Origin of the sequence: Bradyrhizobium sp. ARR65 (assembly GCF_000472385.1) — a bacterium.
In the GTDB taxonomy this organism is placed as follows: Bacteria; Pseudomonadota; Alphaproteobacteria; order Rhizobiales; family Xanthobacteraceae; genus Bradyrhizobium.
The window spans coordinates 1-19,967 of sequence record NZ_AWZU01000011.1; the positions used below are offsets into that span (position 1 = coordinate 1).

General features: G+C 62.0%; 24 protein-coding genes and 1 tRNA gene. 10 read left to right on the top strand and 15 right to left on the bottom strand.

Features of this window, described 5'->3' with window-relative positions; genetic code table 11:
- Nucleotides 1–370 precede the first annotated feature (370 nt).
- A complete protein-coding gene (locus F758_RS0114410; RefSeq protein WP_024508511.1) occupies nt 371–718 on the bottom strand; it encodes a GrlR family regulatory protein in 348 nt (115 codons plus the stop codon).
- Nucleotides 719–944: 226 nt separating this feature from the next.
- On the opposite strand from F758_RS0114410, the gene F758_RS0114415 reads away from it, so the two are divergent.
- Nucleotides 945–1,400, top strand: coding sequence for a hypothetical protein (locus tag F758_RS0114415; protein WP_024508512.1), 456 nt, complete (start codon nt 945–947; stop codon nt 1,398–1,400).
- Nucleotides 1,401–1,495: 95 nt separating this feature from the next.
- On the opposite strand, the gene F758_RS0114420 is transcribed toward F758_RS0114415, so the two are convergent.
- Nucleotides 1,496–1,879, bottom strand: coding sequence for a VOC family protein (locus F758_RS0114420; RefSeq protein WP_024508513.1), 384 nt, complete (start codon nt 1,877–1,879; stop codon nt 1,496–1,498).
- A gap of 464 nt (nt 1,880–2,343) precedes the next feature.
- On the opposite strand from F758_RS0114420, the gene F758_RS0114425 reads away from it, so the two are divergent.
- Nucleotides 2,344–2,859 carry a hypothetical protein gene (locus F758_RS0114425; RefSeq protein ID WP_024508514.1) on the top strand — a complete coding sequence of 172 codons (516 nt, stop codon included), beginning with the start codon at nt 2,344–2,346 and terminating at the stop codon, nt 2,857–2,859.
- 45 nt (nt 2,860–2,904) lie between these two features.
- Here the strand turns inward: F758_RS0114425 and F758_RS0114430 are convergent, their stop codons facing one another.
- Nucleotides 2,905–3,135 carry a hypothetical protein gene (locus tag F758_RS0114430; protein WP_198026501.1) on the bottom strand — a complete coding sequence of 77 codons (231 nt, stop codon included), beginning with the start codon at nt 3,133–3,135 and terminating at the stop codon, nt 2,905–2,907.
- Between the two features lie 523 nt (nt 3,136–3,658).
- On the opposite strand from F758_RS0114430, the gene F758_RS0114440 reads away from it, so the two are divergent.
- A complete protein-coding gene (locus F758_RS0114440) occupies nt 3,659–4,078 on the top strand; it encodes a CBS domain-containing protein (protein ID WP_024508517.1) in 420 nt (139 codons plus the stop codon).
- Between the two features lie 278 nt (nt 4,079–4,356).
- Nucleotides 4,357–4,668, top strand: coding sequence for a hypothetical protein (locus F758_RS0114445; RefSeq protein ID WP_024508518.1), 312 nt, complete (start codon nt 4,357–4,359; stop codon nt 4,666–4,668).
- A gap of 34 nt (nt 4,669–4,702) precedes the next feature.
- On the opposite strand, the gene F758_RS0114450 is transcribed toward F758_RS0114445, so the two are convergent.
- Entirely contained in the window at nt 4,703–5,152 is a 450-nt protein-coding gene (locus F758_RS0114450; protein WP_024508519.1) for a GNAT family N-acetyltransferase, read from the bottom strand.
- Between the two features lie 140 nt (nt 5,153–5,292).
- On the opposite strand from F758_RS0114450, the gene F758_RS0114455 reads away from it, so the two are divergent.
- Nucleotides 5,293–5,499, top strand: a complete 207-nt coding sequence (locus F758_RS0114455; protein WP_024508520.1) for a hypothetical protein — start codon at nt 5,293–5,295, stop codon at nt 5,497–5,499.
- Nucleotides 5,500–5,649: 150 nt separating this feature from the next.
- Here F758_RS0114455 and F758_RS49575 read toward each other — a convergent pair whose 3' ends face one another.
- The 6 genes from F758_RS49575 to F758_RS0114485 form a co-directional block, all read right to left on the bottom strand.
- Entirely contained in the window at nt 5,650–5,880 is a 231-nt protein-coding gene (locus F758_RS49575) for a hypothetical protein (RefSeq protein WP_157450015.1), read from the bottom strand.
- A 198-nt stretch (nt 5,881–6,078) separates the two neighbouring features.
- Nucleotides 6,079–6,333 (bottom strand): NAD(P)-binding domain-containing protein, encoded by a 255-nt coding sequence (locus F758_RS43965; protein WP_051386880.1) that lies wholly within the window; start codon nt 6,331–6,333, stop codon nt 6,079–6,081.
- Between the two features lie 149 nt (nt 6,334–6,482).
- Nucleotides 6,483–6,821, bottom strand: a complete 339-nt coding sequence (locus tag F758_RS0114470; RefSeq protein WP_035722018.1) for a cupin domain-containing protein — start codon at nt 6,819–6,821, stop codon at nt 6,483–6,485.
- Between the two features lie 273 nt (nt 6,822–7,094).
- Nucleotides 7,095–8,456 carry a metal-dependent hydrolase family protein gene (locus F758_RS0114475; protein WP_024508523.1) on the bottom strand — a complete coding sequence of 454 codons (1,362 nt, stop codon included), beginning with the start codon at nt 8,454–8,456 and terminating at the stop codon, nt 7,095–7,097.
- A gap of 287 nt (nt 8,457–8,743) precedes the next feature.
- Nucleotides 8,744–8,820, bottom strand: a tRNA-Arg gene (locus F758_RS0114480).
- Nucleotides 8,821–8,864: 44 nt separating this feature from the next.
- Nucleotides 8,865–9,128 carry a hypothetical protein gene (locus F758_RS0114485; protein WP_024508524.1) on the bottom strand — a complete coding sequence of 88 codons (264 nt, stop codon included), beginning with the start codon at nt 9,126–9,128 and terminating at the stop codon, nt 8,865–8,867.
- A 233-nt stretch (nt 9,129–9,361) separates the two neighbouring features.
- Here F758_RS0114485 and F758_RS0114490 point away from each other — a divergent pair, with 233 nt between their 5' ends.
- Entirely contained in the window at nt 9,362–9,808 is a 447-nt protein-coding gene (locus tag F758_RS0114490) for a hypothetical protein (protein WP_024508525.1), read from the top strand.
- A 60-nt stretch (nt 9,809–9,868) separates the two neighbouring features.
- Here F758_RS0114490 and F758_RS0114495 read toward each other — a convergent pair whose 3' ends face one another.
- Together F758_RS0114495 and F758_RS0114500 are read right to left on the bottom strand one after the other, a co-directional pair.
- Nucleotides 9,869–11,245, bottom strand: a complete 1,377-nt coding sequence (locus F758_RS0114495) for an MFS transporter (protein WP_024508526.1) — start codon at nt 11,243–11,245, stop codon at nt 9,869–9,871.
- Nucleotides 11,246–11,270: 25 nt separating this feature from the next.
- On the bottom strand, nt 11,271–12,032 hold the full coding sequence (locus F758_RS0114500; RefSeq protein WP_024508527.1) for a GntR family transcriptional regulator: 762 nt from the start codon (nt 12,030–12,032) through the stop codon (nt 11,271–11,273).
- 158 nt (nt 12,033–12,190) lie between these two features.
- Between F758_RS0114500 and F758_RS0114505 the strand changes: the two genes are divergently transcribed.
- From F758_RS0114505 to F758_RS0114515, 3 genes are read left to right on the top strand one after another with little or no spacing between them, the layout of a single operon-like run.
- Entirely contained in the window at nt 12,191–13,390 is a 1,200-nt protein-coding gene (locus F758_RS0114505) for a mandelate racemase/muconate lactonizing enzyme family protein (protein ID WP_024508528.1), read from the top strand.
- A gap of 9 nt (nt 13,391–13,399) precedes the next feature.
- Entirely contained in the window at nt 13,400–14,167 is a 768-nt protein-coding gene (locus tag F758_RS0114510) for an SDR family oxidoreductase (RefSeq protein ID WP_024508529.1), read from the top strand.
- 44 nt (nt 14,168–14,211) lie between these two features.
- A complete protein-coding gene (locus F758_RS0114515) occupies nt 14,212–15,243 on the top strand; it encodes an L-idonate 5-dehydrogenase (RefSeq protein ID WP_024508530.1) in 1,032 nt (343 codons plus the stop codon).
- Between the two features lie 56 nt (nt 15,244–15,299).
- On the opposite strand, the gene F758_RS0114520 is transcribed toward F758_RS0114515, so the two are convergent.
- Complete coding sequence (locus F758_RS0114520) at nt 15,300–15,959, bottom strand: peroxiredoxin (RefSeq protein WP_024508531.1); 660 nt, start codon at nt 15,957–15,959, stop codon at nt 15,300–15,302.
- 373 nt (nt 15,960–16,332) lie between these two features.
- Here F758_RS0114520 and F758_RS0114525 point away from each other — a divergent pair, with 373 nt between their 5' ends.
- On the top strand, nt 16,333–16,905 hold the full coding sequence (locus F758_RS0114525) for a hypothetical protein (RefSeq protein ID WP_024508532.1): 573 nt from the start codon (nt 16,333–16,335) through the stop codon (nt 16,903–16,905).
- 34 nt (nt 16,906–16,939) lie between these two features.
- On the opposite strand, the gene F758_RS0114530 is transcribed toward F758_RS0114525, so the two are convergent.
- Nucleotides 16,940–18,793 (bottom strand): alkaline phosphatase family protein, encoded by a 1,854-nt coding sequence (locus F758_RS0114530; RefSeq protein ID WP_024508533.1) that lies wholly within the window; start codon nt 18,791–18,793, stop codon nt 16,940–16,942.
- Between the two features lie 281 nt (nt 18,794–19,074).
- The gene (locus F758_RS0114535) at nt 19,075–19,959 is read right to left on the bottom strand and encodes an aldo/keto reductase (RefSeq protein WP_024508534.1); all 885 of its coding nucleotides are present in this window, start codon (nt 19,957–19,959) and stop codon (nt 19,075–19,077) included.
- Nucleotides 19,960–19,967: the final 8 nt, after the last annotated feature.

The following is a 19,967-nucleotide window of genomic DNA, read 5'->3' on the forward strand; positions in this document are numbered from 1 at the left end:
CGTGCTCTCCTCGGTGAGCCAGACTTTGTTGTCACCGTCATCAGCGCGATGCGAGACGCATCGTCGCCAACTTAGCGCCAGCCTTGGGGCGCCAGGACCACACGNCTTCGCCGTCCGCAAAGAGCGCCGCTCGTCTGTCGGCCCCTTCGCGTCCACCGCATTCCGCTCCACGTTCGTGACGACGCGTACGCCCCTCTTGCCGGTGCGGAACGCGCAAAGGGTGGGACTGATTCGCCCGACGCGGCAAGCCGACGGGATGCGGCACATTAACGCGACGGGCGAATCACTTCATTGCGGTTGGGCTAGTCCGATGTGTGATCGCCTCTGGTCTGACGGACCATTCGGTCAAAGCGCGGCGGCGCACCGCCGGCTAGTCGATGTCCGCGAGCCTGCGCAGCGTCGCGGCGAAGAGCTGGCTGGAGTTGCCGACCAGTGCGGTGCCGTTCATCACGGCATCCTTGTCGGTGAAGGTGCCGGAGACGCCGATACCAACCGGGCTCGGACCGCCGAACAAAGGATTGTCGTCCTTGCTCGATGTATGGCGGCGCACCAGCACCTCGCCCTTGAAGGTGTTGTCCTTCACCGTGTAGGTGCCGGTGTAATAGAGATAGGCGTCGCCGCCGACGATCTTGCCGTCGCGGAACACCACCACGCCGCTGCCTTTGCCGACTCGCCCATCCAGCAGGCTGACATGGATGGAATACAGACCGTTCTTCATGTGCCCCAAGATCGCATCCATCGATCACAGTATTTTGTAATGGGCGGGTAACAGCGTCAACGCGAGAGATCGGCCGCCGAAGCCGGCTCGGTGGGCTCTGCGGGTCTTATGCGCGGCTCCCCGTGGTTCTCCGTGTTCCGTAGTCGTCCGTATTGAGCGAATCCCAATTTGGCCCGCTTAATGCATGCCGATCTGTGCACCCTAGGGCAGGGGCTGGAGCACGGAAATGAGCAACTGGATTGATTCCGGCGGCCATGAGCCGCGTCAGTTTTGTGACGCGTATGCAGGTAAAATCGACTCGATTAGCAGCGCTGGCGGCTGGAAAGCATCTCTTCGTGGCGCTTGTGCTTTACTCCTGGTGACGCTGACCGCGCCGGCATCGCATGCGCGCGATCCGGACGGGCGCTATGCGGCGCAAAATCCCGAGTTGCACAAATGGTTCGAAGGATTGAGGAGCGGCAAAGGGCCGTGCTGTTCGGATGCGGACGGTACCGCGGTGGCCGATGTCGATTGGGAATCGGCCAACGGTCACTATCGGGTACGCCTCGACGGCGAGTGGATCGAGGTGCCCGATGAAGCTGTTATCACCGAGCCCAATCGAATCGGACGCACCATGGTGTGGCCGATCCGCGGCTATCTCGGGATTTCGATCCGCTGTTTCATGCCCGGAAGCATGACGTAAACGTCAGCAATATCGTTTCTCGTTCGCGGCGCATGTCCTGCGTGCCGCGAACGGCGCGACGGTAGGATGGCGCGGCAGGTGGGTGAGGGCGCGCCTTACGTATATTTCGGATCGCGCTCCAACAGCTCGATCGAAATGCCTTGCGGGCCGCGGATGAAGCAAATGCGCACGCCTGGCCGGATGGTGGTCGGTTCCGTCGTGAACTCGACGCCCTTGGCTTTGATTTCGGCGGCGACCGCGTCGATGTCCTTTACCGATAGCCCGAAATGGTCGAGCCCCTGATAGGGCGTCTGCGGCGGAGCGTTGACGCCGGAGCCCGGCTCGACCTTGGCGATGAAGACGTTGGCGCCGCCGAGTTTGACGTCGATACGTCCAGGGCCGCGGATGATGACGCCGCCAAGCACATTCTCAAGCCAGGCCGCGGTCGCCTCCGGATCAGGGCTGCGCAGGTGAACATGATCCCATGTGACGATCGGCATTGTGTCTCCTCATGGCTGTTTTGCCCGCAGCGGTTCACGCATCATTTTACCGATCGCATGTCGCGCTGGCCATCCCTGGAGAGCGAGAGGCGAGCTGGATCGTCCCCTAAGTCCCGATTTGGGAGCACGTCGGACGCCTCGAAAAACATGCCTCGCTGGTGTGAAGAGCAGGTCGGTAACCTTGATGCGAACAGAGCCGCATGCGCGTTGCGTTCGGCGAAGCGGGCCGACGCGGCATAACCTTTTCTTCAATCCTCAGCCCGCTCTATGCGCCCGTCGCGGGGCGGGCTTTTTCGGAAGACTGGTGCCTTGAGATGTCGCAATGTCGTCAGGGTCGATTGATGCTCTAGGGTTAGATAGCGAAAAAGTTATCGCCCCAGTTGAACCGACGATCCTGACCAGGAACAAATCCAGATACCATATGTTACCGGGTGGTCCCCGCTGGGCACGGGTGGAGCAGTAAGATGTTGGTCGTTCGTTATTTCGTGTATGTCGGCGGTGCGCTGCTCGCCTTGCTCTTGGTCTGCGCCGCCGTGCTGCCGAAGCCGTCACCAACGGAGGGCGCCGTGGCTTCCGCCTCCGACGCACCGGCGATCCGCATCCAATCCGAACGCAAATGGCCGGAGCGCATCGTGTTTGATACCAGTGCGCCCATGCCGGCTGGGGCTACGGTCGTGGCGCAGCCGCAAGGTCCGGTGCCGCAGCCGGCACTTGCCGAAGCGGCCGCCAAGGCGCGGATGCGCGAGGCTTTCGCTCAGGTTCCCGACGGCCAATCCAAACAGGTTGTGGCCGAGGCCAGGAAGCCGGAGAGGTCGGTCGTGAAGCGGAAGGTCGCGAGAGCACATGTTGCGCCTTCGCCCTACGCGCCTCAATACGCCTATGCGCCCCAGTATCCCCAATACCGTGGAGGCTACGGCTACGGTTATGGTCGTCAGCCGATGCAGGTGGCGCAGCAGCCGCATTTCGGCTTTTTCTGGTGAGCTCGTCCGCGCCCAATCGTCAGACTGACGCTTGGATCCAGGCTTTTAGCAGCCGCGACAGATGCTCTTGATCTTTGTATCCAGCAGCTTGTCTTCCTCTTCGCTTGCAGCGTTCACATAGGTGTCATTGGCGTGGCGCTGATCGCCGGAAAAGCCGGCGCCGTGCCCGCCCGTGGCATGGACGCCGTGACCAAAGCCGCCGTGGCGGAAACCATGGCCGCCGCGCGCGTCGGCCGCCGGGATTGAGATCAGGAACAGCGCCAAAACCGCCAACATGGCCGTCACATTCATCCGCATAGCAATCAATTCCTAATGCTTTCAATCGTTTAACCGGCGGCATCATAGAGCGGCGAACGGCGGAATCGGGGCGAGGGCCGTTCACAATTTCGCGCGTGCCGACCTTTCCGCTTGATCTCCCGCAACATGCGCCATGGGCAGGCACCTGGCCTGCCCTTGGGAACCCGCTCTGCCCGTCGCTGCGGGAATGCCCTATGACAAGCATTCCAAGCCTTTCGATTTTCACCAGAGCAGGTGTTGGCGGGATCTTCACGCGGACGCCGTACAGCCGCGCGACAGGCATAGCGCCTCCTACCTGATCGGAACACCGACAGTGGCGGGCGATCCGGATGAGGCGATGTCGCGGTTGGGCGTCTCGGCGGAAGATGTCGAGGGGCAACCCGAAGAGACATCATTGCAGTGCCGGAGCAGCGCGTTTCGTCGCGGTTGATTGGTTGTATAATCAAGCCAAGGGGGCTGCGCGTTGCTTTCATCGCGTTTAGTTCAGCAACGGAGGTCAGCCATGAAAGTGAAGGACGTGATGCATAAGGGCGTCGACTGGGTCGGCCCGGATACGCCTGTCACAGAAATCGCCAAATTGATGAAGGGCCACGACATCGGCTGCATTCCGATCGGCGACAATGACCGCCTAATCGGGATGGTGACCGATCGCGACATCGTCTGCAAAGGACTTGCCGCCAAGAATTTCGATGCGTCTCGCGCCACTGCGCGCGACGTAATGACACAAGGCATTCACTGCTGTCGCGAGGATGATGACCTCGCCAAGGCGATCCATCACATGGAGAGCCTGAAGGTCCGTCGGCTTCCTGTCATCAACAAGAGCAAGCGCATGGTCGGCATGGTCAGCCTCGGCGACATCGGCCAGTTTGCCAATGGCGAACTCGTGTCGGGTTGCGTCAAGAGCGTTGCGGCTCATCACTAGGGCATGATCCGGAAAAGTGGAAACCGGCTTTCAATCGCGACAAACGCGAAGCGTTTGCGCGGAGATCACGCTCAGAGGTGAAATCATGATCCGATTCCGTCTAGTCGGATCATGATGCAGGACATGCCGGGCTCTGGCGCGACGGAGAGCTTTAGAGGGTGTCGGAGCCCGGACTTGCTCAATTGGACCCGCGCCTGATGCGTCGTGAAGCGAGCGTTCACTTCACATTCAGGCCGGGCATTCCTAACTTGAGTGGTCGTCGATTGGGGAGGTGACCGATGAAACATCTGCTTGGCGCGTTGCTTGCGGCGGCCGCGGTGATTTTCGCGATTGAAGCGTTCGCCCAGTCCGCGACCACAATGCCACCCCCGACGGCCGTTCAGGCCAACACCGCCCCGGCCGCGCCCGTCACGGCGAGCAAGCGCTTCGCCTGCCGGGCCGCGGCGCAATCGTTCAAGGGGCAGGATCGCGCCGATCAGATGCAACTCTGCATGGCACAAGCGCGCCTGGACTGCTTGAAACAGGCGATCGACCAGAAGGTGGTCGGACCGCAGCGGAAGGAATTCATCCAGACCTGCGTAGGCGAATAGCGCAAGGCCGCCAGCAGGGGAGTTCGGCGAGGCGTTATTCGCTCGGACGCTGCGCGACGTAGCCGACGCGAAGCCCGGGAATGAATCCGCAGCCCTCGTAGAAGCGATGGACGCGCGGGTCCTTGCGGCCGCTTTGCAGCAGGACGTGATGGCAATCTTTCGCCCAGGCGGCGGCGAGCGCAGCGCTCACGACGGCGCGGCCATGGCCCTGGCCACGAAAGGCGGGATGGGTGACGACGTTTTCGAGAAAGCCGTAGCCGCGGCCGCCGCGCAGCAGATTGGGCGCCGTGATCAGCATGCATGTGGCGACGATCCTGTCGTCCATTGCCGACACGAACACGGCAACGTCCTCATGCGCCAGCATCCGGGCCCAGATCGCTTCCGCCCGCGCCCTCGGCTCTGCCGCAGCACTGACCTCAGCGGCGCGAAACAGCTCGAGCAATGATGCAAGGTCCGAAGCAAGAGCGGGCCGGGCGTTGGGCATCTGGAATCCACATTGAGACTCAGATGGCAGTCTAACCGTTCTTGATTGCGGCGGCTCAAGTAATGCGATAGGGGATCGCCCGCCTACGCGCATTGCGCGAAGGGTTGCCTCGGCCGGCCTGCCGACGCATAGTCGGCCACATGCGCATTCCTAAAATTCCCTTCCTGCTTGCTATCGCCGTCGGCTCCGCGGCCCTGGCCGCGCTTTGGCTCGCTTATGTCGCCCATAACGACTTCGGCATGTCCAGTCACGCGATTCGCTCCGATGCGCTGCTATGCGCTTTGCTCGTGTTCGGGCTGCTGGTGATCGGGACGTTTTCCAACCGTCTTGGCCGCCGCGACCGGTGACGCCGGGCACAGGCGCGGATGGCGGGCCACGGCGGGATACAACGGCTAGCGAATGGCTGGTCACCGAAATTGCCGGATGACACTGTCGGCGCCTTCACGGAGCATCCGAAAAAGTTCATGAAGTACGCCGGTCACTCCGGCGGAGCCTTGTCATTCTTCGTCCTCTTCCTCGGCTTCTTCTAACTCTTCCTCCAATTCCTCTTCTTCCAGCTCCTCGATAGCGAGGTCGATCGCTGCGATTGCCTGCTGAACCTCGATGATACCTCGGATCGCGTTCTCAGGGATATCACCAGGAACCGCGACGGTTTGAGCCCAAGTGCGGCGCTTATTGACGAGAGCTGTGCGTGCCTTCAACAAATCCTCGAGATGGTCATCCGCCATGGCGTTCCTCCTAGCTTTGCGCTTCGTAGCAACGGCATGTGTCGCATGTGTGTCGCGCGGACTGGTCCTTTGAGACTCGCCTGGGAACTCAGCATAGTTGCGCGTTTCCTTTGCAGCAGCAGAGGAGGCACCCATGCCGGCATGCGCATTAACCAGCGATTATAGCCGCGTCGATGGACCGTCGCCTTTCGGCCAATCCTAGAGCGGGTATTTGATGAGATTCTGAAATACGAGGGGTGCCCGCGCCTGGATCAGGCGGCCGCCTTCTGCAATCTTGCCGAGTTCGATAGCCGCAAAGCCAAGACTTTCCGCGAGAGCCGCGACGGCCGCACTCGCATCCTCATGGTCGCTCGAGACGAGCACTATCCTTCGACGGACATCGTCGGGCAATGGGCTGGCGAGAACCTTGAGCGGCAGTTGATTGAAGGCCTTGACCAGCTTCGCGCCCGGCACACGCTCCGCGTTGACCTCGGATGTGAGCCGTCCCTGTATTCGGCCTGCTGCACCTCCGGCCGCAGCATGAAGGCGTTCGTCACGTCGATGACGATCTTGCCCGACCAGAGAGCGGCGCGCCAGCCTTCCGGCGGTGCGCCCCGATCGTCTCACGTCAGCGGTACGAAATCGTATTCGCCGATGCCCTGCAGAACGAGAAACACAGCCGATGTCTCGCCCGCATTGGTGACGAGGTGAGGGCGCCCCGGCGGCACGGAAAAGGTTTGCCCGCGCGCAAGGTGAACATGCTCCTTCGGGTTCTGCAGGAAGATCTGCAGCGCTCCCTCGATCACGTAAAACGTGTCCTGGACATTGCTGTGATAATGCCACGGGACTTTCTGCGTCGGGCTGATCTGCAATTCCGTGATCCGGAAACCGGGGCGGGCTCCATATTGCACGCGGCGCTCGACCTCGTAGAGCGAACTGGCGTCCTTCACTGCATCGGCCATAGTGCTACTCCATGAACGTCAAGGCGAACAGTGGCGCGCCACGGCTGATGAAGATGGGCACTATTGCTTCGCCATGGCGCTATGAGGCTGCAGCCCGCTGAGCACTTCAATCGTTTAGTCTGCGACGGCCTACGATCCCGCGCTACGCCTCACGGTGGCTGTCTTTCCGATGCGCGGGGTGGTCCGGTACCCTTTGATAGCGACCGTTTCGATCAATCCCCGGATCGACGTGATGGGCCAACAAGGGACATGAACCGTCCGGAGTAACTGTGGTCACAGCGCATTCTTGTATATCCGCCCATCCTTCATGATAACCTTGAAGTTCTTGGCGGGGTCGGCGATCAGGTCGATATTCTCCAGTGGATTGCCGTCGACCAGCAACAGATCGGCAAGCGCGCCCTGTTCCACGACGCCGAGCTTCCCTGGATACGGACTACGCTTGCCAGACAATGCAAGTAGTTCAGCATTAGTCCCGGTCGCCATTGCGAGCGCTTCGGCGGGACTGTACCAGCGGACAAGCGAGGCCAGAATTGCCCCCTGTTTTTGCGCCAGTGCCTGGGAGAACAGGACATCGGTGCCCCACGCCGTCTTGAGCTTGTATTTCTTTGCCAGCTCGTAGACCCGCGCGATGCCGGGCCAGACCTCATCAGCCTTGGCTCGCTGGACCGAGCCTGGCGGAAAGCCTTGCCTCAATTCCTCGGGCAGAGGCTGCGTACTTAGCCATATGTCTTTCTCGGCCATCAGTTTGGCGGTCGCATCGTCCATGAGGAAGCCGTGTTCGATACACTTCACACCGGCGGCAATAGCCCGCTGGATTGCCGTTGGCGTGAACGCGTGCACGGTAACGTAAGTGCCCCAATTCTCGGCCGCTTCAACAGCCGCCCGCAGTTCCGGCTCCGTGAAGGTCGATACATCGATCGGACTGAACGGCGAGGAAACACCGCCGCCGGCCGTTAGCTTGATCTGGGAGGCACCTTGCATGAGTTGCTCGCGGACGCGGACGCGGACCTCGTCGGGGCTGTCGGCGACCATGCTGCCGCCAATCCGCTCCATTCGGCTGAGCATACCGCCGATCGTTCGCGGCAGGTCCGACAACCGGCGGAAATCCCCGTGTCCGCTCGTCACCGTGATCATTGCTCCCGAGGGATAGATACGGGGCCCCGCGATCAACGCTCCGTCGATGGCGGCCTTCAGTCCGAATACGGGACCACCAACGTCGCGGACGGTGGTGAAGCCGCGCATCAGCGTGTCGGTCGCCTCAAGGCCGGCCGCAATATTGTTGTATCCGACATCTCCGTCGATCGCCTGGGCAGGATTCGGCCGGATCAGCATCGCATGCCAGTGGGCATCGATCAGGCCGGGCATCAGCGTTCGCCCATTACCGGCGATCGCGGTCGCGCCTGGCCCTGCGGCGATCGGCTCCGTCGAGATGCGCTCGATGATATTGCCTTTGATCAGCACATTGGACGGCGCAGAGAGTGAAGCGCCTTTGCCATCGAAGATGCGCACATTCTGGAACAACGTCGCACCAGCATCATTCTCTGGCGGATTGCCTTGCGCGCGAGCGGCGGACGCAAGCCCAATGGCGATAAGCGGAAGCGCAGCGACGAAAATCCTCCGGGATATCGAGTTCATTTAGCGCCTCCCTTGGCAGGCGTTGCGGAGGATTTACAGCCTCTCGTTGAGCATACTGCCTACGTAGGAAGCCTTCAATGACGCTGAGCCTTTCGGGCTGAAGGTCGAGAGAGGTCATTCGCGTGGGATAATGCTAGATCAGCCTTGTCGTTTGTTATCGACAATGCCCGACATTACCGACCGAGAGCGCAGATCTCGACCGATTAGGACGGCAGGGGAAGAGGGCGTGCCAGCCGCTCAGTCTGTTCGGGATCGCATGCTTGTTCGCACTTTGATTTTGACAAAAATGGCGCGCTCGGAGAGATTCGAACTCCCGACCCTCGGAATCGAAATCCGATGCTCTATCCAGCTGAGCTACGAGCGCCTGCAAACCCGATAGCAGACTTATCGGGCGAGTTCTATCCAATCTCAGAAGCAGGGATGGCGCCGGCCGTCCTGGCCGCGGTAAGCGGCTGAACCCCGATAGCACAGATTGGTCGAGGGGCCGTCATAATAGGCAAAGCTGTCGGGCGTGGGGCCGGGGCCATAATTGTGCACATAGCTGATGGGGTAGGGCAGCCGCCAGCCGTAATGATGACGATGGTGATGGTGGCGCCGTGCGTCCGCGGCGCTTGGCAGGCTGGCGACCGCGCACAGGAGGGCGGCGGCTGCGACAAGCTTGAGAGTCTTCATCCCGATTCTCCGAATGTTCCTACAAGTACCACGCTAGCCGAGCCGATCCGACTGTCAAATGCGCCGCAAGCGGGCAACCGGCGGGGTGCAAACCTCGGCGAAAAGAGGGCCTTCCACGCCCATTTTTGGCCGTTTCCGGATGCTTAACACTTTCCCAACACAGTCTGGCGACATTTCGAGAGCCGGGCTGACGGCGCTCCCGCTTAACCGCAGGTGACCAAGCCACTCTCGATATGCGCATCATGACGCTTGCTCTGTTATTGCTTTCGCTCGTTGCCGCTACGCCGGCGCATGCGCTGCTGCACATCACTCGTGATCACGGCGGCTATGTCGAGGAATACAAGGCCAAGTACAAACGGATCCGCGACAGCGGCGAGCGCGTCGTCATCGATGGCATCTGCAATTCGGCCTGCACGCTGGTGCTCGGCATCGTGCCGATGAACAAGATCTGCGTCACCCCGCGCGCGAGCCTCGGCTTCCACCAGGCCTATTACGACAAGGCCTTCACCTTCGGCATCAAGGTTACCAGCGCCGAGGGGACGTCCGAACTGATGTCCTACTATCCCGACTCGGTGAAGGACTGGATCCGCCGCAACGGCGGCCTCACCACCGAGATGAAAAAGATCAAGAACGGCACCGAGCTCTGGAAGATCGTCGATCCCTGTCCGGATGACTGGTAGGGCGAGGCGCGCCTCGCCCTACTGCTTGCCCGATGCTCGACGGCTGCTCAGAGCCTCCCGTCAGTCATGCTCGTAGCCGTAGACCTCAGGCAGGACAAAGATCGCAGCCAACAGGCCGAGGAGCGGGAAGACCGCAACGAACAGCGTGGCATTGGCCTGGCCGATCGCGGCGAACAGCGAGGGGAACAGGAAGATCGCCAGGAACGACGGCAGCTTGACGAACATGTAGGCGAAGCCGCTCGCGGTTCCCCGATATTCGGGTTTTGCCACCATGGTCGGAATGGTCATGCAGTTCGAGGCGTCCCAATAATGGCCCCACAACATGCCGGCCGCCGCAAAGGGCAGGATGTATTTGTGGCCGGTATAGAGCGCGGCCGCGGCGATCAAGAGCGACACCAGCACGATGCCGAAGCCGGCAATGGCAATACCGCGATGGCCGATCCTCGGCGTGAGCAGCGGCCCCACCCATCCCGACAGTGCCGCGAAGCAGAACAGCAGCATGGTCACCAGATTGTTGCCGAGCATGGTCGAGACGCCGACCATCGCAAACAGCACGGGAAGATAGAAAGCGAAGGTGGAAAATTCGCTGGCCTGTGCGAAGCAGGCGATCCAGCCGTAGATCGTGGCGCGCCAGCGGATCGGATCCTGGCGTAGATCGCCGAGGAAGGCGGTCGGACGCGGCTTCGACAATTTGACGTCCTGGTCCGGCAGCATGTCGAGCGGATCATTGTACATCTGTCGCGCGACCGCCTTGGCTTCGCGAAAGCGACCCTGCTTGACGAGCCACACCGCCGTCTCCGGCACGTCATGGCGCAGGAACAGGATGATCAGCGCCGGCACGGCGCCGAGGCCGAGCGTGACCCGCCACACCATTTCATGATTGATGTCGAGCACCAGGAAGACCGCGATGACGGCGAGCGTCAGCACCTCGCCGACGGCAAACATGAATTGCCAACGGTTGCCCATGACCTCGCGTTCGCCCTTGGCCATGGATTCCATGATGTAGGTGTAGCCGGTCGAAATGTCGCTGCCGAGCGGGATGCCGAGCAGGAAGCGGATGACGATCAGCCAGATGACACCGGGTACGAAGGCTTGCGCCAATGCGAGCACGACGAACATGATCATCGTCGCCAGGAACATCACGCGGCGACCGATCTTGTCGGAGAGCCAGCCGCCGATCAGTGCGCCGATCAGCGCGCCGCCTTGCGTTCCGGCGGCAGCAAGTCCGAGCAGCAGCGGATCGGGATTGTACTGGTCGCGAATGAAGACGAGCACGAAAGCGATCGAATAGAGATCCCAGGCTTCCACCAGGATGGAAGCCATCATCAACCATCCGACCCGGTTGCCCTTGGGGCTATAGTTCTTGATCAGATACCGAACGGTGTCCTGGATCACCGGCTGGTGCGGTGAGGGAGCTGCGGTGGCGACTGTCGTCATGTCCCGTCTTTCCTTGTCTGTGGGCTTATGTTCCGGGCAAAGGTTCGATGCTACAATCGAGCAGGCGAGGGTCGATGCCGGCTTCCATTTCCTCAAACATCTGATCCATGAACTCGATCAGCGTGTCGCTCGCCGCGACTGCCCGCTCGACGTGCCGATTGGAGACCGCGCTGATGATCGCGAGATGGCGATCGATCGTGCCGGTCAGGTCGGTGTGTCCGGGCAGGAGGCGATGGTAGATGTAGCCGATGCGGCGGTAGATCGTGTGCAGCGGCCGCATGGTGTGGGCCAAGAACGGCTCGCCGCTCGCGTCAAGCATGAGCGCGTCGAGACGGCGGTCGAGCTTGTTGAACTCGTCGATCGACAGCGTCGCCAGCCGATCGCGCAGCGCGCGTTCGATATGCAGCATCTGGTTGCGATGCGACAGCGAGGCGCGCTCCGCCGCAAGCCGAACGACAAACCGCTCCATGTCGCGCCGCAGCCCGAGCAGCAGGCGTTCGCGCGACAGATCGATCGGCGCGATCTGCAGCCCGTGGCGCGGGCGGATGACGATCAGCGTGTCGGCGGCAAAACTGTTGACCGCGCTAAGCACGGGCGTGCGACCGAAGCCGGTCGCGCTCTGTAGTTCCTGCACGGTGAGAAAGCGGCCCGGCGGGAGCTGGCAATTGACCAGCAGATCCTCGATGCGCTGACAGGCGAGCTCGAACAGGTTGAGGCGATTGTGCCTTGCCGGCTCCTCGTTCCGCTCCGGCTGGGTGATTTTGACAGCGCTTTTCCGACGCGCCATGGGTTGCCCTCGGGTTTCCTCAGCCGCGTCTTGGGCGCAGGCCTGTGTGCAACCATAAACATATTGTGATATATTACAAGTGTGCGTATGGCTTGGTGCCGGGTCGTTGCCAAGGCGGCGCGATCAAGAAAGAGAACCCGGCGGGGAGGAGAACAAGCGTGAAAATCACATCCATTGAGACCCTGCGCACGCAGGAATTCGCCAACGTGCTGTGGGTCCGCCTGCATACCGATGCCGGCCTGATCGGGCTAGGTGAGACCTTTTACGGCGCGGGCGCCGTCGAAGCCCAGATTCACGATACCTTTGCCGGCCGTCTGTTGGGTCGCGATCCCCTGCACATCGAGGCCCTCCACCGCGACCTGCTCAATCTGCCGATGGCGCAGTCCTCGACCGGTGTCGAGTATCGGGCGGCCTCAGCGATCGACATCGCCCTGTGGGACCTGTTCGGCAAGGTCTGCGGTCAGCCGGTGCACCAGATGCTGGGCGGGCTCTGCCGCGACAAGCAGCGCATCTATAACACCTGCGCCGGCACCAAATACGTGCGGTCAACCAACATCCGTCCCGTCTCGAATTGGAGCCTTGGCGAAACCGACGGTCCTTACGAGGACCTCGACGCCTTCATGAACCGCGCGGACGCGCTGGCCGAGAGCCTGCTCGAGAGCGGCATCTCCGCCATGAAAATCTGGCCATTCGATCCGCCCGCGCAGGAGAACCAGGGGCTCTTCATCACTGCCGAGCAGATGAAGAAGGCGGTCGAGCCGTTCGAAAAAATCCGCAAAGCCGTGGGCGACAAGATCGAGATCATGGTCGAGTTTCACTCGCTATGGAATTTGCCCACCGCAAAGCAGATCGCGCGCGTGCTCGAAGCCTACAAGCCGACCTGGTACGAAGACCCGATCAAGATGAACTCGCCGCAGGCGCTGGCCGAGTATGCTCGTTCGACCGATGTTTGGGTCTGCGCCAGCGAAACGCTGGGGTCGCGCTATCCTTATAAGGACATGCTCGATCGCGACGCCATGCACGTCGTGATGGCCGATCTCTGCTGGACCGGCGGACTGACCGAGGGACGCAAGATCGCGGCGATGGCGGAGACCTATCACCGGCCGTTCGCGCCGCATGACTGCATCGGCCCGGTCGGCTTCATCGCAGCCATCCATATGTCGTTCAGCCAGCCCAACACCCTGATCCAGGAATCGGTACGAGCCTTCTACAAAGGCTGGTACAACGAGCTGGTCACGGCGATGCCCGTGATCAGCGATGGCTATGTCTATCCGATGGAAGGGCCGGGGCTTGGCGTCGATCTGTTGCCTGCGGTGTTCGACCGCTCCGATCTCGTCGTACGCCGCAGCAAGCTGTGAGGAATTGGCATGACGCTCTCGCTATTCGATCTCAAAGGCCGCACTGCGCTGGTGACGGGTTCCTCGCGTGGGCTCGGCCGCGCCATTGCCGAGGGCTTGGCGAAGGCCGGCGCGCGACTGATCATCAACGGCACTGACCAGGCGCGCGTGAAGGCCGCCGTCGGCGAAATGCGTGCCGCTGGTTTTGCCACGGAAGGCGCAGCCTTCGACGTCACCGATGAGGCCGCGATCGTCGCCGCGTTCGAAGGATTCGACAAAGCCGGGATCGAGATCGATATTCTCGTCAACAATGCCGGCATACAGATGCGCAAGCCGCTGGTGGAGTTTTCCAGCGCGGACTGGCGCAAGGTGATCGAGACCAATCTCACGAGTGCCTTCGTCATCGGCCGCGAGGCCGCGAAGCGGATGATCCCGCGCAAGCGCGGTAAGATCATCAATATTGCATCGCTTGCCAGCGAACTCGCGCGGCCAACCATCGCTCCCTATACCGCGGCGAAAGCCGGGATCAAGAATCTGACAAAGTCGATGGCGGTCGAATGGGCGGCGAGCGGCATACAAGCCAATGCGATCGGCCCCGGTTATATGCTGACCGATATGAATCAGGCCCTGGTGGACAGCGCCGATTTCAATGCCTGGCTGATGTCGCGGATTCCCTCCAAGCGTTGGGGACGGCCGGACGAACTGGTGGGAGCGGCGATCTTTCTGGCTTCGGCGGCGTCGGACTACGTCAATGGCCAGACCATCTATGTGGACGGAGGCATGCTGGCCGCGATGTGATTGTCGCGATTGCTTTTGCCGGAACAGCCACGGGAGAATGAGCCATGCGCGCCGTCGTCATTCATGCACCGAAGGATTTGCGGATCGAAGATTTTCCGGATCCGGCACCCGGAGCGGGCGAAGTTCGCGTCGGGATAGAGGCTGGCGGCATCTGCGGCTCCGATCTCCATTACTACCACCATGGCGGGTTCGGCACGGTGCGGATTCAACAGCCGATGGCGCTGGGTCATGAGATCGCCGGCGTGGTCGCCGCAGTGGGCGAGGGCGTACGGCACCTCTCGCCGGGCATGCGCGTCGCCGTCAACCCGAGCCAACCTTGCGGCGTTTGCGTTCACTGCCGCGAGGGCATGCGCAACCAATGCCTCGACATGCGCTTCATGGGCAGCGCGATGCGCAATCCGCACGTGCAAGGTGGCTTCCGCAAGCATGTCACAGTCGCCGCGGCGCAGGCGGTCCCGATCGCGGACAGGCTGTCGCTGGCCGAGGCCGCGATGGCCGAACCGCTTGCGGTCTGCCTGCATGCGGCCAATCAGGCCGGGCAGTTGATGGGCAAGCGGGTCCTGGTGACCGGTTGCGGCCCGATCGGGGCGCTGATGGTGCTGGTGGCGCGCTATGCAGGTGCGGCGGAGATCGTCGTCACTGATGTCGCGGATGCGCCGCTTGCTGTCGCCCGCAGCCTCGGCGCGAGCCAGGTCTTCAATGTCGCCGCGCGGCCCGCAGCGATCGATCCCTGGCGCGCAGGCAAGGGCGTGTTCGATGTCCTGTTCGAGGCCTCCGGCAATCAGGCCGCGCTTCGGCTGGCGTTCGATCTGGTGCGCCCGGGCGCGGTGATCGTGCAGCTCGGGCTCGGCGGCGAGATGACCCTTCCGGTCAACAGCATCGTGACGAAAGAGCTGAAGCTGCGCGGCACCTTCCGCTTCGATGGCGAATTCGAGCTTGCACTGCGGTTGATGGGCGAGGGCCGGCTTGACGTGAAGCCGCTCATCACCGCCTCTCTGCCGTTCGAACGGGCGGTCGAGGCCTTTGAGCTCGCGAGTGACCGCTCGAAATCGATGAAGGTACAGTTGACGTTTTGAGCCGGGATAATTCCGGGGACCCGCCGCGGGCCCCCGGAAATGACAGGCTCGGCTCTTCAGCGCGGCTGCGGCACGATGCGGATATAAGGCTTGGGTGCCCTCCAGCCATCGGGGTAGATTTTCTTGGCCTCGTCATCGCTGACCGAGCCCGCGATGATGACGTCCTCGCCCTGCTTCCAATCGGATGGGGTCGCCACGCGGTGCTTGGCGGTGAGCTGCAGCGAGTCGATCGCGCGCAAGATTTCCTGGAAGTTGCGCCCCGTCGTCATCGGATAGACCAGCACCAGCTTGATCTTCTTGTCCGGGCCGATGACGAACACGTTGCGGACCGTCTGGTTGTCGGCGGGCGTGCGCTTGCTCGGATCGCCCGAGGTCGAGGCCGGCAGCATGTCATAGAGCTTGGAGACGTTATAGTCGGTGTCGCCGATCATCGGATAATTGGGAGCGGCGCCTTGCGTCTCCCTGATGTCCTCCGACCACTTGGCGTGCTGGTCGACGGGATCGACACTCAAGCCGATCAGCTTGACCGCGCGCTTGTCGAACTCGGGCTTCAGCTTGGCCAGTGCACCGAGCTCGGTGGTGCAGACCGGGGTAAAATCTTTGGGATGCGAAAACAGCAGGGCCCAGCTATCTCCGATCCAGTCGTGGAATTTGATTTTACCTTGGGTGGTTTCGGCCTCGAAATCCGGGGCTACAGAGCCGATCTGAAGTGGCATGTTACAGCCTCATGTCATTCATGTTACAGGAGAATTCGGATTCGTCAGTATATGCAGAGGATGACCTCAAGTGAACGGGCAACGTCAAAAGGGAAAATCATTCTCTCGTGAGGCCTAGCTCTAGCACTCTCTTTTGAAATAAGGCATTGCGGCGAAAAAGCACAGCCCCCGCAAAATACCTGATTGCCCCGATGTTGCCTTTTATGGCTCTCATCACGCCGCCCCCGATCGCAAGGCCGGAACCGAACGGCACGTGCGTGCGACTAATCGGAAACCATCTCCGAATTGAAGGATGACGGTTTCGAATCGTTAACCGCTCGTTCATGCGCGTACGGACATGCTTGAAGAGAACAAGAAACTGAGAACCCTAACTATGTCTGCCCCTCGCGTTGAGGCCGCTGAAGGACTCAGCGTCCTCGAACCTACCTGCCGCGATACTGCCGCCCACGCGCTGACCATCGTGCGCGACGGCGTGATCACCGGCGAAGGCCCGACGACCAAGGGCCGTGTGCATTTTTCCCGTTCGCTCGATGCCGACGATGCCGCCTGGTGCGCGCGCATCCTGACCGCGGCCGCCGTCGACAGTCAGCCGGTCAGCCGGGCCGAGGCCGAAGCGCTGTTCGAGATCGCGCAGGCCGCGACCGAGCGCAGCGACGACGGCCGTTTCGACGACCTGCTGGCGAAGGCGGTGGCCCACCACGCCGCCGCGATGTCCGGCCTGCCGGTGCCGCCGCGCCACGTGGCGCTGTCACCGGACACCGACATCGAGAGCTGGGCACCCGCTTATGCCAAGGGCCTCAATGTCGAAGCCCTGGAGTGGGTCGCGGCCCAGATGCGCGGCAAGCGCAACACCAACCGCACGCTGATGGCGATGGTCGCCACCATCGTCGGCGTGGCCGCGCTGCCGCTCGCGCAACTCCCGAACGTTTTCGACATCGGGATGTAAACCGTCCTGATATCTGGCCGACACGACGGCGGGATCAGCGTCCCGCCGTCTTCTGTTTGCCGGTCTCTTCATCCAGGCCGACGCTGCGGCCGGGGAAGCCGGCAACATCGAAATAGCGCTGCGACAGCACCCGCTGGTACTTCACGATCGTCTGCAGCCCGTTCGCGGCCGGCTTCGAAACCAGCTTGGCCGCAACCGCTTTCGGCGTGATGCCGTTGGGCAGGGCCTCCGAGATGACGCGGCCTTCGAGCCCGCCATTGGCGGCAGCACGAAGACCGAGCAACTGCGCGGCGGTCATGCCGACGTCGGCGTTGCTGACGGGCAGGGCATCGACATAGCCGGCTTTGAAGTCGGGGCCGATCGCCGCCATGAAATTCATGGTATCGCCGCGCCCGAAGCTGCCATGCATGCCCTGGCCCTGGCGCAGCACGGTGTCGGCGACCTCGACCGAGCAGTTGGTCGGCTCGTTGCATCCTTCCGCATAAGAGCGGAAGTTGACCACGATCGAGGGCGTGGGCGTCGCCGCCTTGCCCTTCATGTTGATCTGCGACATCGGCAGCGTGCCCGGGAAGCGGCCGAGCGCGTCGTCCACGAAAAGACCGCTGACATAATCCTGCTCCAGCAGCGCCTTGATGGTGCGGTCCGCGAGCTTCTTGTCCTTGTTCGGCAGATAGATCAGGTCGGAGCCGCCATTGGTGGCGATAACGAGGTCTGGTTTTGCGGGATCCTTGCCGAGCACGCCGTTGCCGGCCTTCGGATGGGCATTGGCGCCGACGGGCGCATTCTTATCATTCGGGTCGAACAGCGGCAGATCCAGCGCCTTGGCGAGATCGAGCGCCACAAAGCCCATGGGCAGAAAGCCCTCGGGCGTATCGGCATAGGTCACCTTCGCTGACGGGGAGGTCTTGCTCTGCTTGGAGATCGTCGAGAAGCCGTGATCGGCGGAGACGATGATGTCGGTGGTGGAGGCGAGGCCGAGCTCGTCTAGGGCCTTGCGGAGCTGCGCGAAGTTGTCATCGGCGTTCTTGATGCTGGCCATGGTGGTCGGCCCGTTGATGCCGGGGGTGATGCTGTTGAGGCTGTCGCCCTGGTTATGCTGGGTGCCGTCGGGATCGCGCGACCAGAACACGAGCACGAACGGCTTGTTGCGCGCCTTGAACATCGGCAGCACGACCTTGGTCGCGACGTCGGCGAAATAGGCCTGCTGGGCGATGTTGGCGGACGTCGTGCCCGGCGTCTTGGCATCGCCCGCCTTGCCATTGTCGCCGCGCGAGGGCGCGGTGAGGGGAAGGTTGGCCTCGGTGAGCGCGTCCTTCATGTCGTCGGACAGCGGGACGCCGTTCCTGGCCCCGGTGGAGTCGTCGATCACGATCGAATGCGCGCCCGCTTTGTCGGCCCGGTCGGTGTGATCGAACAGGTAGGTGGGACCGACCTTGCCGATCGTGGCCGTTGAAAAACCTTTGCCGCGCGCCAGCTTCAACAGCGTCTCTTCATTGAGGTAGTTGCCGCCGAAATGCTCGTCGACATCCCCGAGCACGGCATCGTTCTCGAGGAAGGGCACCACGGTGTCGCCGGCGGGCGCGGAAGTGTAGCCGGTGAAGATGGTGTTGGAGAAGGTGCCGGTATCGCCGAGATAATGTCCGGTCGCCATGCCTGAGGCGTTGGCCATGGTGAAGGTCGGAAACAGCGAGTGTGGATTCTTGAAATTGACGCCCTTGTCGCGGACCTCGGCCATCGCCGGCGCCGTCTCGGGCGTGACTTTCAGCGCGCGCAGGCCATCGGGGACGAACAGAATCAGATTGTGCGGCGTGGCGTTATTCGCAGCGGAGGCGGCGCTCGCGGCCAAGGTGAATAGACTGGCGGATAGCAGCACGGTGGCGCGGCGCATAACAATCTCCTGGGGCAAACGAATGGGGGTCTATTCCGGGCGTGCCCTGTGTAATTTTGCTATGTGACAGATTTGTTACAGCGTGAGCAAGCGTGTGCGACGCGGGCGATTGAGTGGGAGGGCACTGCAGCCGGCCGCTCGTTGCGCTGTCATCGTCCGGTTTGACCGGACGATCCAGCATTCCAGAACGTTCGTGCTTGAGCGGATAGGCCGCAGCGTATTGGATGCCCCGCGTGCGCGGGGCTGGCGAGGCGGCGCTTCGCTGCCAAGTCGGCCATCGATCAAAGCGCTTCCACGAATTCGACCATTTGACGACGTTGATCGGGATCGGGCAACGGGCCGCGCATCGCGCCGGCATTGTCCACCATGTGGCCGGGATTGCTGGTCCCCGGGATCACCGCGGTCACACGCGGGTCGCCGAGCAAATACTTTAAGAAAAACTGTCCCCAGGAGTTCGCGAACACCCGCGCCCAGTCCGGTAATTCCTTGCCGTGCACTGCCCGGAACAATCTGCCGTTGCCGTAGGGCAACGCGGTCAGCACGCCGGCTCTGATTTCGGCCGCCAATGGCAGGATGGCTTTCTCTGCCCCACGGTTATCGAGCGAATAGTCAATCTGGACGAAATCAGGCTTCTCCCGTTCAAGCACGGCCTCGACCACGGAATAGTCGCGATGGAATGTCGAGGTGATACCGACATAGCGGCACATACCTTGTTTCTTCCAGTCCCTGAAGCGTTGGAGAGATTGCTGCTTGCTCCTGACGTTGTGGAGCTGCAGCAGATCGACGCCTTTCGTCTTCAGTCGGGCCAACGATCGCTTGAGCTCTTCAGGGTCGGGCGACTCGAGCTTGGTGGCGATGAAGAGCTCGTCGCGCAACCCGGCAGTCGTCGTGACCTCGCCCAGCACGCTTTCCGCATCGCCATACGTTGAGGCTGTGTCGATGAGCCGTCCGCCGCTCTTAACCAGAGCCTTTACGACTGCATCGGCCTTGCTTCGCGTCGCTTCGTTGTTCTCGTCGAAAACGTAGGCGGTGCCGAGGCCAACGGCGGGAATGCGCTCGCCGCTGCCGGGAATCGCACGGGTGAGAAGCGGCGTCTCCGTTTGGGCAACGGCTCTGGTCGATACCAGAAATCCGCCGGCGAGCGCGGCAAAGTCGCGGCGGCTCATTGGGCGAG

What these genes read in the sequence shown, in the direction of transcription:
- F758_RS0114410 (WP_024508511.1), bottom strand. Translation starts at nt 718, where the DNA reads ATGAAGAACGGTCTGTATTCCATCCATGTCAGCCTGCTGGATGGGCGA.
- F758_RS0114415 (WP_024508512.1), top strand. Translation starts at nt 945, where the DNA reads ATGAGCAACTGGATTGATTCCGGCGGCCATGAGCCGCGTCAGTTTTGT.
- F758_RS0114420 (WP_024508513.1), bottom strand. Translation starts at nt 1,879, where the DNA reads ATGCCGATCGTCACATGGGATCATGTTCACCTGCGCAGCCCTGATCCG.
- F758_RS0114425 (WP_024508514.1), top strand. Translation starts at nt 2,344, where the DNA reads ATGTTGGTCGTTCGTTATTTCGTGTATGTCGGCGGTGCGCTGCTCGCC.
- F758_RS0114430 (WP_198026501.1), bottom strand. Translation starts at nt 3,135, where the DNA reads ATGTTGGCGGTTTTGGCGCTGTTCCTGATCTCAATCCCGGCGGCCGAC.
- F758_RS0114440 (WP_024508517.1), top strand. Translation starts at nt 3,659, where the DNA reads ATGAAAGTGAAGGACGTGATGCATAAGGGCGTCGACTGGGTCGGCCCG.
- F758_RS0114445 (WP_024508518.1), top strand. Translation starts at nt 4,357, where the DNA reads ATGAAACATCTGCTTGGCGCGTTGCTTGCGGCGGCCGCGGTGATTTTC.
- F758_RS0114450 (WP_024508519.1), bottom strand. Translation starts at nt 5,152, where the DNA reads ATGCCCAACGCCCGGCCCGCTCTTGCTTCGGACCTTGCATCATTGCTC.
- F758_RS0114455 (WP_024508520.1), top strand. Translation starts at nt 5,293, where the DNA reads ATGCGCATTCCTAAAATTCCCTTCCTGCTTGCTATCGCCGTCGGCTCC.
- F758_RS49575 (WP_157450015.1), bottom strand. Translation starts at nt 5,880, where the DNA reads ATGGCGGATGACCATCTCGAGGATTTGTTGAAGGCACGCACAGCTCTC.
- F758_RS0114470 (WP_035722018.1), bottom strand. Translation starts at nt 6,821, where the DNA reads ATGGCCGATGCAGTGAAGGACGCCAGTTCGCTCTACGAGGTCGAGCGC.
- F758_RS0114475 (WP_024508523.1), bottom strand. Translation starts at nt 8,456, where the DNA reads ATGAACTCGATATCCCGGAGGATTTTCGTCGCTGCGCTTCCGCTTATC.
- F758_RS0114485 (WP_024508524.1), bottom strand. Translation starts at nt 9,128, where the DNA reads ATGAAGACTCTCAAGCTTGTCGCAGCCGCCGCCCTCCTGTGCGCGGTC.
- F758_RS0114490 (WP_024508525.1), top strand. Translation starts at nt 9,362, where the DNA reads ATGCGCATCATGACGCTTGCTCTGTTATTGCTTTCGCTCGTTGCCGCT.
- F758_RS0114495 (WP_024508526.1), bottom strand. Translation starts at nt 11,245, where the DNA reads ATGACGACAGTCGCCACCGCAGCTCCCTCACCGCACCAGCCGGTGATC.
- F758_RS0114500 (WP_024508527.1), bottom strand. Translation starts at nt 12,032, where the DNA reads ATGGCGCGTCGGAAAAGCGCTGTCAAAATCACCCAGCCGGAGCGGAAC.
- F758_RS0114510 (WP_024508529.1), top strand. Translation starts at nt 13,400, where the DNA reads ATGACGCTCTCGCTATTCGATCTCAAAGGCCGCACTGCGCTGGTGACG.
- F758_RS0114515 (WP_024508530.1), top strand. Translation starts at nt 14,212, where the DNA reads ATGCGCGCCGTCGTCATTCATGCACCGAAGGATTTGCGGATCGAAGAT.
- F758_RS0114520 (WP_024508531.1), bottom strand. Translation starts at nt 15,959, where the DNA reads ATGCCACTTCAGATCGGCTCTGTAGCCCCGGATTTCGAGGCCGAAACC.
- F758_RS0114525 (WP_024508532.1), top strand. Translation starts at nt 16,333, where the DNA reads ATGTCTGCCCCTCGCGTTGAGGCCGCTGAAGGACTCAGCGTCCTCGAA.
- F758_RS0114530 (WP_024508533.1), bottom strand. Translation starts at nt 18,793, where the DNA reads ATGCGCCGCGCCACCGTGCTGCTATCCGCCAGTCTATTCACCTTGGCC.
- F758_RS0114535 (WP_024508534.1), bottom strand. Translation starts at nt 19,959, where the DNA reads ATGAGCCGCCGCGACTTTGCCGCGCTCGCCGGCGGATTTCTGGTATCG.